Source organism: Streptomyces sp. NPDC008001, from assembly GCF_042958085.1.
In the GTDB taxonomy this organism is placed as follows: Bacteria; Actinomycetota; Actinomycetes; order Streptomycetales; family Streptomycetaceae; genus Streptomyces.
On record NZ_JBIBIZ010000009.1, the window covers coordinates 154,810 to 166,132 of the forward strand.

Consider the following 11,323-nt stretch of genomic DNA (forward strand, 5'->3'; position numbering starts at 1 on the left):
TCTCCCCGGCCGGTACGGTGGCGCCGAAGCGCTCCGTGCCGACCGGGGAGTCCCATGCGCAAGCTCACCTACTTCATCGCCGCCACCATCGACGGCCGCATCGCGGGCCCGGACGACGAGTTCGAGTTCATGATGTCGATCCTCGACGACGAGTACGTGACCGCCCTCGTCGGGAGCTACCCCGACACCGTCTCCGCGCGCGGCCGCGAGGCCGTGGGGCTCGGCCCGGGCAACTGGGACTTCGACACCGTCCTGATGGGCCGCAACACCTACGAGCCGGGCCTGTCGATCGGCATGACCAGCCCGTACCCGCACCTGAAGCAGTACGTCGTCTCGAAGTCCCTCACCACGAGCCCGGACCCCGCGGTCACCCTCTTCTCCGGCGACGTGGCGGACCTGGTCCGCGGCCTCAAGCGGGAGGAGGGCAAGGGGATCTGGCTGTGCGGCGGGGCGGACCTCGCGGGGCAGCTGCGGGACGAGATCGACGAGATCGTGATCAAGATCAACCCGTTCGTGGCGGGGAAGGGCATCCCCCTGTTCTCCGCGGACTTCGCCCCGGAGCGCTACGACCTCAAGGAGACCCGCACGTTCGGCAACGGCGTCGTCATGGTGACGTACGTCAGGCCGGCCGCCTGAGGGCGGCCCCGCCGGGAGCGGACCGGCCGAGCGCGGCCCGCTCCCGCAGGGCGGTCACCCCGGTCCGGGGCGGCGCCGCGTCGTAGGCGGCGCGGGCCTCCTCCACGCTCTCCTGGTGGCGGTCGGTCCAGCCCTGGAGGGCGTCGAGGAGCCCGGCGAGGCTCCGCCCGAGCTCCGTGAGCCCGTACGCCACCCGGACGACGGGCCGGCCGTCCTCGACCTCCCGGCACACCAGCCCGTCGCGCTCCAGCCCGCGCAGCGTCTGCGTCAGGACCTTGCGGCTCACCGGGCTCATGCGGCGCTCCAGCTCGCCGAAGTAGGCCGGTCCCTCGCCGAGCAGGGTGAGCGTGAGGGCGGACCAGCGGTCGCCGAGACGGTCGAGGAGGGGACGGCAGGGGCACAGATCTTCCACGGGCCGGACAACGGTGCGCGGCCGCGCGGTATTCCGGGGCGGTTACCCGGAAGTGCCGTCTGGGCGGTGCGGACGGGGCCGCACAGCATGGTGTGCGGCCGTCGTGCCCACCAGCAGTCGTCCCGTAGCCGTCACCGCACAGGAGCAGCACATGTCCACGCCCACACCCCGTATGCAGGCAGTCGTCCAGGACCGTTTCGGCGGCCCCGAGGTCCTGCGGCTCGCCGAGGTCGGACGGCCCGAGCCGGGCCCCACCGAGATCCTCGTCCGCGTGCGGGCCGCGGGGGTCAACCCGGTGGACGTCAAGACCCGGGCGGGCGAGGGCATCGCCGGCTGGCTCGGCGACCCGCCCTTCACGCTCGGCTGGGACGTCTCCGGCGTGGTGGAGGCCGTGGGCTTCGGCGTCACTCTGTTCCGGCCGGGCGACGAGGTGTACGGCATGCCGCGCTTCCCGCACGCGGGCGCGGCGTTCGCCGAGTACGTCACCGCGCCGTCCCGGCACTTCGCCCGCAAGCCCGCGGGCCTGACGCACGCCGAGGCCGCGGCGCTGCCGCTGGCCGCCCTCACCGCCTGGCAGATCCTCGTCGACACGGCGGACGTGCGGGAGGGGCAGCGGGTGCTGGTGCACGCGGCGGCGGGCGGCGTCGGTCACCTCGCCGTGCAGATCGCCAAGGCCCGCGGCGCCCACGTGACCGGCACCTCCGGCCCCGCCAAGGCGGACTTCGTCCGCTCCCTGGGCGCCGACGAGGTGCTCGACCACACAGCCGTCCGCTTCGAGGACGTGGTCCGCGACGCCGACGTGGTGGTGGACTCGGTCGGCACCCCGTCCCACCAGCTCCGCTCCCTGGCCGTCCTGCGCCGCGGCGGCCTGCTGGTGGCGGTCCCCTCGGGCGTGGATCCCGAGACGGCCCGGCAGGCGGAGGAGCGGGGCGTACGGGCCACGGGCATCCTCGTGGAGCCGGACCGCGCGGCCCTGGAGGCGATCACCGCCCTGGTGGAGTCGGGGGAGCTGCGGGTGGAGGTGTCGGCGGAACTGCCGCTCGCGGAGGTGGCGAAGGCGCACGCCCTGGTGGAGACGGGACGCACGCGCGGCAAGGTGGTCCTGACGCTCGCTTAGGCCGCCGGGAGCAATGGGTCTGGTGCACCGGTCGGCCCCCCGGTAGGTTCGCCGCGAACTTGCGAACCCAGGGGAGGGCGAATGCGCAAGGCTCTCAGATGGCTGCTGGCGCTGACGGTGCTCGTGGGCACCGTCGGTGCCGGCAGCGCCACGGCGGGGGCGGCCACCGCGGCCACCGAGCCGGACATCAAGGAACGCGTCCTGAGGATTCCCGGGATGAGGCTCGTCGAGGAGAAGCCCTACGAGGGCTACCGCTACCTCGTCCTGACCTACGACCAGCCGGTCGACCACCGGAACCCGGCCAAGGGCACGTTCCCGCAGCGCTTCACGCTGCTGCACAAGTCGACCGACCGGCCCACCGTCTTCTTCACCTCCGGCTACAACGTCAGCACCAATCCCGGCCGGAGCGAGCCGACCCGCATAGTCGACGGCAACCAGGTGTCGCTGGAGTACCGCTTCTTCACCCCGTCGCGGCCGCAGCCCGCCGACTGGTCGAAGCTCGACATCTACCAGGCCGCCAGCGACCAGCACCGCCTCTACGCCGCCCTCAAGCCGCTCTACGGCAAGAACTGGCTGGCCACCGGCGGCAGCAAGGGCGGCATGACGGCGACGTACTACCGCCGCTTCTACCCGGGCGACATGAACGGCACCGTCGCCTACGTCGCGCCCAACGACGTCGTCAACGACGAGGACTCGGCGTACGACCGGTTCTTCGCGAACGTCGGTGACCAGGCCTGCCGCAACCAGCTGAACGCGGTGCAGCGCCAGGCCCTGCTGCGCCGCGGCGAGATCGTCGCCCGCTACCAGAAGTGGGCCGACGAGAACGGCAAGACGTTCAAGGTCCTCGGCAACGCCGACAAGGCCTACGAGAACGTCACCCTCGACCTGGTCTTCGCGTTCTGGCAGTACCACCTGCAGAGCGAGTGCGCGAGCGTGCCGGCGACGAACGCCTCCACCGACGAGCTGTACAAGTTCATCGACAGCGTCTCGGGCTTCGACAGCTACACCGACCAGGGCCTGGAGCGGTTCACGCCGTACTACTACCAGGCGGGCACCGAGCTCGGCGCGCCCACCGTCAAGTACCCGCACCTGAAGGGCCTGCTGCGCTACCCGGACAGCGTCCAGCCGCGCGCCTACGTGCCGCGGGACATCCCGATGAAGTTCAAGCGCTACGCCATGGCGGACGTCGACCGCTGGGTGCGTGAGGACAGCAAGCGGATGCTCTTCGTCTACGGGCAGAACGACCCGTGGAGCAGCGAGCCGTTCCGCCTCGGCAGGAACGCCGCCGCGCGGGACGACTACCGCTTCTACGCCCCCGGCGGCAACCACGGCTCGAACATCGCCCAGCTGGTCGCCGACGAGCGGGCCAAGGCCACGGCCAAGGTCCTGGAGTGGGCGGGCGTCGCCCCGGCGGCGGTGACGGCGGACGAGTCGCACGCGAAGCCGCTCGCCACGTACGACGCGAAGCTCGACAAGCCGCTCGTCGAGCCGCGCAAGGGCCTGCGGCCCTAAGGGCCGGACCGGTCAGGACAGGCGGCGGGCGCACCCCACGGGTGCCCCGCCGCCCACTTGTACGTACAGGTCGGTCGAGGGCGGGCACTCCCGGCGCGCGCCGACCTCCGTCGTGATGCGGTACTCGGGCGCGCGGGCCGCCGAGCCGTCGCAGACGGTCTCCTTCACCACCCCGTCCCGCTGGGTGTAGAGGCAGTCGCCGGTCACCGTGAGGGGGCCGCCGCCCATGCCGGGGTCGCCCGGGTGCGGCGGCTGGAGGTTGCGCATGCAGGCGTAGCCCTCGGGCGCGCTGCTCTCCTCCGAGGTGCCCCGGTCGACGGCGGTGATGTGCAGCACGAAGTCCGTCTCGTCGGGGCAGCGCGGGCCGCCGGCGCTGGGGCCGTTGTAGCGGGCGAGGACCCGGGCGGCGGCCTCCCCGCTCCGGCAGGGGACCTCGGAGAACGAGCCCGCGGCGCGCCCCGCGCACTCCCCGCGGGCCAGGAACGCCGGATCGCGCCCGGGACGGGCCTGGGTCCCGGCCGCGGGGGTGACGGCGGCGCCGGGCTGCCGGACCGCGCGGCAGCCGGTCAGCGCCCCCGCCGCGCAGGCGGCGGTGAGCACGAGCGTGAGCAGCGCCGCCCCCGGCGCGCGATGCCGCATGATGACCCCCCGTCCCCCGGTGCGCTCCAGCCTGACTCCTTCGGCCCGGCGCACGCCAGACCTGCGGGGCGCACGGTGGCGGTGGAAACGAGGCGTGTGCGGGCGCGTTCCACCGGGCGTACGCCGGGGGGTGCACACCCGGACCGTGCCCCGTGCCGGCCCTCCGCGAGACCGTGCCCGCCGTCGGCGCAGATGAGCCAGGGGGCGCGCCGACGACGGGATGCTGCCGGCCGCAGGCGGCGGAGAGGGAGGTCAGCGACGCGGCCGGTGGCGCGGGCCGACACCGCTCTGCGGGGGTACGACGGCAGCACGGCGTTTGGACGGGCGGCTCCCCGGGGCGGTTCCCGCACCCGGCGCGCGTCAGTCGTGCGCGCGCCGTTTCGCGCCGAGCCCGGGCAGCCGGCGGGTCAGCAGCCGGGCGCGCGGCGCCAGCCGCCGGGCCATCGCGAACACCGACTCCGTACGGGAGCGGTCGCTGTCCAGCACGGTGAAGAGGTTCACCCCGAGGTAGAAGGTGATCGCGGCGTTGGCCAGGTCGCGCGGCGGGGTCAGCCGGGCGAGCGGCGTGCCGCCGATGACCCGCTCCAGGGTCTGCTCGACGAAGGAGATCCACGGCTCGGCCCGGACCCGTATCTCCTCGCGCAGCTCCGGCTTGGCGACGGCCGCGGCGACCAGCTCGGAGAACAGGGTCAGGTGCCCGGCGGCGATGTCGTTGCGGTAGACACGGGTGCCGGCGTCCACCAGGTCCTCCAGCGTGCGGGCGCCCGCGACGGCCTCGGTCAGCATCTCCATGCGCTCGGCGGAGGAGCGGTCGAGGGCGGCGAACAGCAGCGGGTCGACGCCTCCGAAGTGATAGAAGACCAGCGCCGAATTGACCCCCGCCTCCTTGGCGATCGTCCGCGCGCTGGACTTGGCGTACCCCTGCGTCCGCAACACGGTGTCCGCAGCCCGGATCAGCCGTTCCTTGGTGTCCACCGTCATGTGTGCAGCCCTCTCGCCGAGGCTGCATCATACGATTTGAGCGAGTGATGCAACCATGCGCTCAAGCCGTTGACCACCTGCTCAAGCCCGTCCGGCCGGTGGTGTCAGAACATCCGCAGGGGCCACTGCTCCTGCAGTACGCGGACGGTCTCGCTGATCGCGGGCCTGCGCGATGCGCCCCTGCGCCACAGGGCGAAGAGCCGCCGCACGGGCACCGGGTCCAGCGGCACGGCCCGCACGCCCTCCGGCAGCGGTCCCCGCCCCAGGCGCGGCATGAGCGCGATGCCGAGGCCCGCGGCGACCAGCGCGACATGCGTGTGGTTCTCGGCGGCCTGGTACGCGAGGTCCGGCTCGTGCCCGGCGGCGCGCAGCGTGCGCACCAGCCAGTCGTGGCAGACGGTGCCCGGCGGCTGGCAGATCCAGCGGTGGTGCGGAAGGTCGCTCCGGTCGAGCCGCTCGCGCCCCGCCAGCGGATGCCCTTCCGGCACCAGGACGTCGCACCGGTCGTCGCCGATCGTCACCCGCTCCAGGCCCTCCGGCGGGGCCAGCGGCGCGATGTCCCAGTCGTGCACGACGGCGAGGTCGATGACGCCCTGGGCGACCAGCCCGTCGGCCACGTGCGGCTCGGCCTCCAGCAGACGGGCGTCCAGCGCGGGGTGTTCGCGTGCGAGGCGGGCGAGCACGCCCGGCAGCAGGCCGCGCGCGGCGGAGGGGAACGCCCCGATGACCAGCCGGCCCGCCGGCCGCCCCCGCCGCTCCTCCAGCTCCGTCTCCGCCCGCTCGACCAGCGCCAGCAACTGCTGCGCCGTCGCCGCCAGATGACGCCCCTCGTCGGTCAGCGCCACGCCGCGCCCGCGCCGCTCCAGCAGCACCGTCCGGGTCTCCCGCTCCAGCTTGGTGACGGCCTGCGAGACCGCCGACGGGGTGTAGCCCAGGGCCTCGGCCGCCGCGCTCACCGAACCGTGCACCGACACGGCGTGCAGCGCCCGCAGACGCGCCAGGTCCAGCACCGGAGGCCCCCTCTCGATTCAGTATTGCTGAAATCCATCATGAAGGAACCTGTGCTGGTGCTACAGAGTCGGGGCGGCGAGGCTTGCCCGTATGCGTCCCTTGCACCTCTCCCTCGCCGTTCTCGTCGCCGCCGTCTGGGGCGTCAACTTCGTCGTCATCGACATCGGCCTCGACCACTTCCCGCCGCTGCTCTTCTCCGCCCTGCGCTTCCTCGCCGCCGCCGTCCCGGCCGTCTTCCTCGTCGGGCGGCCGCAGGTCGGACGGCGCTGGATCGTCGCCGTCGGACTCGTCCTGGGAGTGGGCAAGTTCGGGCTCCTGTTCACCGGAATGCACCTGGGGATGCCGGCCGGGCTCTCCTCGCTCGTCCTGCAGATCCAGGCCGTCTTCACCGCCCTCTTCGCCACGGCCGCGCTCGGCGAACGCCTCGGCCGCACCCGCCTGCTGGGCATGGGCGTCGCCCTGGCGGGCATAGCCGCGGCCGCCGTCGACGAGGGCACCTCCGGGCCGCTCCTCGGCTTCTCCCTCGTCGTGGCCGCCGCCGCCCTGTGGGGCGTGTCGAACGTGCTCACCCGCAAGGCCGCGCCGCCCGACGCGCTGCGCTTCATGGTGTGGGTGAGCACCGTCCCCGTACTGCCCCTCCTGCTGCTCTCGCTCCTCTTCGAGGGCCCTGAGGCGGACGCCGAGGCCCTGCGGTCCCTCGACTGGAGCGGCGCCGGAGCGATCCTCTTCGTCGCCTGGGTCTCCACCGTCCTCGGCTTCGGCGCCTGGGGCTTCCTGCTGCGCACCTACGACGCCTCGGCCGTCGCGCCCTTCAGCCTGCTGGTGCCCGTCTTCGGCATGTCCTCGGCGGTGCTCCTGCTCGGCGAGGAGGTGAGCCCGCTGCGCTGGGCGGCGGCGCTGCTGCTGGTCTCCGGGGTGGGCGTCACGGCGCTGGGCGGGCGGCGGCGAGCAGCCCGCGCAAGTACTCCGCCCCCGGCCCCGCCAGCTGCCCGAAGTCTGCCGCTTGCGGATGCCAGCGCTTCTCGTACTCCCAGCACAGCCAGCCGTCCCAGCCCGACGACGTGAGCGCCCGGACGCACTCGCCGAGCGGCAGCACGCCGGCCCCCAGCGGCAGCGGCGACAGGTCCTCGGCGGAGATGACGTCCTTCACCTGGACGTAGCCCAGGTGGGGGGAGAGCACGGGAAGGCTCTCCGCGGGCGTCTCGCCGCCCAGCCAGGTGTGCAGGACGTCCCACAGCGCGCCGACATGGGCGTGCCCCACGGGCCCCAGCACGCGCGCGGCGTCCGCGGCCCGGCAGTGCGAGTCGTGCGTCTCCAGCAGGACGTGGACGCCGCGGTCGGCGGCCAGTGGCGCCACCGCGCCCAGCCGCCGGGCCGCCGTCGCGTCGGCCTCCTCCGCCGGCAGGTCCCCGCCGCCGGGGAACACCCGCACATAACGGGCCCCCAGGTCGGCCGCCAGGTCGACGAGCCCGCTCAGCTCGCGCAGCACGGCCGCGTCGTCACCGGCGGCGGCCACCTGCGCGTAGCCCGCCACGGACAGGATCTCCACGCCCGCCCCGGCGAACTCCGCGACCGCCGCCTCCCGCTCCCGCGCCCCGCACCCGGGGTGCACGGGCTCCTCCGGGTGCGCCCGCAGCTCCACCCCGTCCCAGCCGTGCGCGCGGGCCAGCCGCACCACCTCCCACAGGGGCAGTACGGGCACTCCGAGCGTGGAGAAGGCGAGCTTCATGGGGAACGGGTTCCCCCGGGACAGGCGGGTAATGCTCCCCGTACGGCAGAAGGGGGGAACGCACGATGAGCGCATGCAGAACCCTGCGGATCGCCATGAACGGCGTCACGGGCCGCATGGGGCACCGCCAGCACCTCGTCCGCTCGGTACTCGCCCTGCGGGAACAGGGCGGCCTCGACCTGGGGGACGGCACGCGCGTGTGGCCGGAGCCCGTCCTCGTCGGCCGCAGCGCGGCACGGCTGAAGGAGCTCGCCGGACGGTACGGGCTGGATCACTGGACCACCGACCTCGGCGCCGTCCTGGCCGACCCCTCCGTGGACGTCTACTTCGACGCCCAGGCCACCTCCGCCCGCGAACCCGCGCTGCGCAAGGCCATCGCCGCGGGCAAGCACGTCTACTGCGAGAAGCCCGTCGCCTGTGACTGGGGCGGGGCACTGGACCTCGCCGACCGCGCCGCGGCGGCCGGCGTGAAGAACGGCGTCGTCCAGGACAAGCTCTTCCTCCCCGGCATCCGCAAGCTCAAGCGGCTCCTCGACGGAGGCTTCTTCGGCCGCGTCCTGTCCGTACGGGGCGAGTTCGGCTACTGGGTCTTCGAGGGCGACTGGCAGCCCGCGCAGCGGCCCTCCTGGAACTACAGCGACCCGGACGCCGGCATCACCTCCGACATGTTCCCCCACTGGGAGTACGTCCTGCGGGACCTCTTCGGCCCCGTGCGGACCGTCCAGGCGCACGTCGTCACCCACATCCCCCGGCGCTGGGACGAGAGCGGCAAGCCCTACCGCGCCGCCGCCGACGACGCGGCCTACGCGGTCATGGAGCTGGAGGGCGGCGTCGTCGCGCAGCTCAACTCCTCCTGGGCGGTGCGCGTGCACCGCGACGAGCTGCTGGAGTTCCAGGTCGACGGCACCGAGGGCTCGGCCGTCGCCGGGCTGCGCCACTGCCGCGTCCAGCACCGTTCCGTCACCCCCAAGCCCGTCTGGGACCCCGACGTGCCCGCCGCCGGCGACTTCCGGGCGCAGTGGCAGGAGGTCCCCGACAACGAACCGTCCGGCAACGCCTTCAAGGTCCAGTGGGAGCTGTTCCTGCGGCACGTCGTCCTGGACGAGCCGTGGCCCTACGACCTGCGCGCGGGCGCGCGCGGCGTGCGGCTCGCGACGCTGGCCCGGTCATCCGCCCGCGAGGGCCGCCGGATGCACTGGAACGCCTCGTGATCCGGCTGCCCGGCACCGGCGGGCGGCTGCACCCGTACGAGCCCACGGGGCGCGCCCTGGACCTCGCGCCCGGGGCGCCGCCGGTCTGCCGCTCCGTGCTCGCCGCCGCCCATGTCGTCGCCGACCCCCTGGGGAACACCACGCCGTACGGCCCCGCCGCCCTCGACTGGGACGCCACCCTGGCCTTCCGCCGTCACCTGTGGGCGCACGGGCTCGGGGTCGCCGAGGCGATGGACACCGCCCAGCGCGGCGCCGGCCTGGACTGGCCGGCCGCCGCCGGGCTGATCCGGCGCTCGGCCGCGGAGGCGAAGGCCGCCGGCGGCCGCATCGTCTGCGGGGCCGGGACCGACCAGCTCGCGCCTCCGTACGGCACCCCGGCGGACGTCAGTGCCGCCTACGAGGAGCAGCTGGCCCTGGTGGAGGAGACGGGCGCCCAGGCCGTCCTGATGGCCTCGCGCGCCCTCGCCGCCGTCGCCGCCGGCCCGGACGACTACCGGGAGGTCTACGGCGGCCTGCTGCGGCAGAGCGCGCGGCCGGTGATCCTGCACTGGCTGGGCGCGGCGTTCGACCCCGCGCTGGAGGGCTACTGGGGCAGCACCGACGCGGACGCCGCCACGGAGACCCTCCTGGACGTCGTCGCCGCCCGCCCGGACAAGGTCGACGGCGTCAAAGTGTCGCTCCTGGACGCCGAACGCGAACGCGCCCTGCGCCGCCGGCTGCCCGCCGGGGTGCGCTGCTACACCGGCGACGACTTCCACTACCCGGCCCTCGTCGCGGGCGACGCCGACGGCCACAGCGACGCCCTGCTGGGCGTCTTCGACCCGCTGGCGCCCTTCGCCGCCCACGCCGTACGGGCGCTCGACCGCGGCGACCGGGAGGGCTTCCGGTCCCTCCTGGACCCCACCGTCGCCCTGGCCCGGCACCTCTTCGAGCCGCCGACGCGCTGCTACAAGACGGGGATCGTGCTGCTCGCGTGGCTCTCCGGGCACCAGGATCACTTCACGATGGCCGGAGGCCTGCACTCCGCCCGTTCCCTGCCGCACCTCGCGCGCGCGTACCGGCTGGCCGACGGCCTGGCCCTGTTCCCGGACCCGGACCTCGCGGAGGACCGTATGCGCAGGCTGCTGGCCGTCCACGGAGTGGAGCCGTGAGCGGCCTCGCGCGCTTCAGCCTCAACCAGCAGACCGTCCGGCAGTGGTCGCTGCCGGAGCTGGCGGCGGGGTGCGCGGCGGCGGGGGTGCGCCACGTGGGGCTGTGGCGCGGGCCGGTGCAGGAGTACGGGGTCGCCGCCGCCGGCCGGCTCATGAGGGCGCACGGACTGGGCGTCAGCAGCCTGTGCCGCGGCGGGTTCCTGACCTCGCCCGAGCCCGCGGCGAGGGCGGCCGCGCTCGCGGACAACCGGGCGGCCGTCGAGGAGGCCGCCGAACTGGGGACGGCCGTCCTCGTCCTCGTCGCGGGCGGGCTGCCGCCGGGCTCGCGCGACCTGGCCGCCGCCCGCGAGCGGATCGCCGAGGCGCTCGCCGAGCTCGCCCCGTACGCGGCCGGGCACGGCGTCCGGCTCGCGGTCGAGCCGCTGCACCCCATGTACGCCTCCGACCGCTGCGTCGTCTCGACGCTCCGTCAGGCCCTCGATCTGGTGGAGCGTTTCCCCGCCGACCGGGTCGGCGTCGTGGTCGACAGCTATCACCTGTGGTGGGACGACACCGTGGCCGGGCAGCTCGCACGGGCGGGGGAGGGCGGCCGGATCGCGGCCCTGCAGCTCGCCGACTGGGTCACGCCGCTGCCGGAGGGGGTGCTGCTCGGCCGGGGCCAGCTCGGCGACGGTTGCGTGGACCTCCGCTGGTTCTTCGAACAGGCCGGCGCGGCGGGCTACGCGGGGCCCGTGGAGGCCGAGATCTTCTCCGAGCGGCTGTGGACCAGGGACGGAGCGGAGGTCCTCGCGGAGACGCTGGAACGTTACCTTCGGTATGTGCTGGGTTCACACGGCGTGGCCACAGACCTCTGAATCGCACAAAGGGTAACGGAAAGATAACTCCTTGAAAGCGCTGCAACCCTTTGCGGCCGAGGTGGGTCGT

The 11,323-nt window shown here is 74.1% G+C and carries 11 protein-coding genes and 1 pseudogene; 7 read left to right on the forward strand and 5 right to left on the reverse strand.

The annotated features are described in order from the left end of the window. Window positions 1-54 precede the first annotated feature (54 nt). The gene (locus tag ACFZCD_RS24505; RefSeq protein WP_391834286.1) at window positions 55-636 is read left to right on the forward strand and encodes a dihydrofolate reductase family protein; all 582 of its coding nucleotides are present in this window, start codon (window positions 55-57) and stop codon (window positions 634-636) included. Here the strand turns inward: ACFZCD_RS24505 and ACFZCD_RS24510 are convergent. Then, window positions 620-1,048 (reverse strand): winged helix-turn-helix transcriptional regulator, encoded by a 429-nt coding sequence (locus ACFZCD_RS24510; protein WP_391834288.1) that lies wholly within the window; start codon window positions 1,046-1,048, stop codon window positions 620-622. The genes ACFZCD_RS24505 and ACFZCD_RS24510 overlap by 17 nt on opposite strands. A gap of 151 nt (window positions 1,049-1,199) precedes the next feature. Here ACFZCD_RS24510 and ACFZCD_RS24515 point away from each other — a divergent pair, with 151 nt between their 5' ends. Together ACFZCD_RS24515 and ACFZCD_RS24520 are read left to right on the forward strand one after the other, a co-directional pair. Next, complete coding sequence (locus tag ACFZCD_RS24515; protein ID WP_391834290.1) at window positions 1,200-2,165, forward strand: NADP-dependent oxidoreductase; 966 nt, start codon at window positions 1,200-1,202, stop codon at window positions 2,163-2,165. Window positions 2,166-2,246: 81 nt separating this feature from the next. Continuing rightward, window positions 2,247-3,677: a S28 family serine protease gene (locus tag ACFZCD_RS24520; RefSeq protein WP_391834292.1), complete on the forward strand. Its 1,431-nt coding sequence runs from the start codon at window positions 2,247-2,249 to the stop codon at window positions 3,675-3,677. A gap of 12 nt (window positions 3,678-3,689) precedes the next feature. On the opposite strand, the gene ACFZCD_RS24525 is transcribed toward ACFZCD_RS24520, so the two are convergent. The 3 genes from ACFZCD_RS24525 to ACFZCD_RS24535 all read right to left on the reverse strand — a co-directional run bounded on the left by ACFZCD_RS24525 (window position 3,690) and on the right by ACFZCD_RS24535 (window position 6,307). Further along, window positions 3,690-4,316, reverse strand: coding sequence for a hypothetical protein (locus ACFZCD_RS24525; protein ID WP_391834294.1), 627 nt, complete (start codon window positions 4,314-4,316; stop codon window positions 3,690-3,692). Window positions 4,317-4,676: 360 nt separating this feature from the next. Then, window positions 4,677-5,297 carry a TetR/AcrR family transcriptional regulator gene (locus ACFZCD_RS24530; RefSeq protein ID WP_391834296.1) on the reverse strand — a complete coding sequence of 207 codons (621 nt, stop codon included), beginning with the start codon at window positions 5,295-5,297 and terminating at the stop codon, window positions 4,677-4,679. 104 nt (window positions 5,298-5,401) lie between these two features. Further along, a complete protein-coding gene (locus tag ACFZCD_RS24535; RefSeq protein ID WP_391834298.1) occupies window positions 5,402-6,307 on the reverse strand; it encodes a LysR family transcriptional regulator in 906 nt (301 codons plus the stop codon). Between the two features lie 91 nt (window positions 6,308-6,398). On the opposite strand from ACFZCD_RS24535, the gene ACFZCD_RS24540 reads away from it, so the two are divergent. Further along, a complete protein-coding gene (locus ACFZCD_RS24540; protein ID WP_391834300.1) occupies window positions 6,399-7,373 on the forward strand; it encodes an EamA family transporter in 975 nt (324 codons plus the stop codon). Here ACFZCD_RS24540 and ACFZCD_RS24545 read toward each other — a convergent pair. After that, a pseudogene (locus ACFZCD_RS24545) lies at window positions 7,363-8,112 on the reverse strand (sugar phosphate isomerase/epimerase family protein); the annotation flags it as partial. The gene ACFZCD_RS24540 and the pseudogene ACFZCD_RS24545 sit on opposite strands and share 11 nt — an antisense overlap. Between ACFZCD_RS24545 and ACFZCD_RS24550 the strand changes: the two are divergent. From ACFZCD_RS24550 to ACFZCD_RS24560, 3 genes are read left to right on the forward strand one after another with little or no spacing between them, the layout of a single operon-like run. Further along, window positions 8,103-9,248 carry a Gfo/Idh/MocA family protein gene (locus ACFZCD_RS24550; RefSeq protein WP_391834302.1) on the forward strand — a complete coding sequence of 382 codons (1,146 nt, stop codon included), beginning with the start codon at window positions 8,103-8,105 and terminating at the stop codon, window positions 9,246-9,248. The pseudogene ACFZCD_RS24545 and the gene ACFZCD_RS24550 overlap by 10 nt on opposite strands. After that, window positions 9,245-10,399 carry a dihydrodipicolinate synthase family protein gene (locus ACFZCD_RS24555; protein WP_391834304.1) on the forward strand — a complete coding sequence of 385 codons (1,155 nt, stop codon included), beginning with the start codon at window positions 9,245-9,247 and terminating at the stop codon, window positions 10,397-10,399. The genes ACFZCD_RS24550 and ACFZCD_RS24555 overlap by 4 nt, the downstream gene beginning before the upstream one ends. Next, the gene (locus tag ACFZCD_RS24560) at window positions 10,396-11,253 is read left to right on the forward strand and encodes a sugar phosphate isomerase/epimerase family protein (RefSeq protein ID WP_391834306.1); all 858 of its coding nucleotides are present in this window, start codon (window positions 10,396-10,398) and stop codon (window positions 11,251-11,253) included. The genes ACFZCD_RS24555 and ACFZCD_RS24560 overlap by 4 nt, the downstream gene beginning before the upstream one ends. Window positions 11,254-11,323 lie beyond the last annotated feature (70 nt).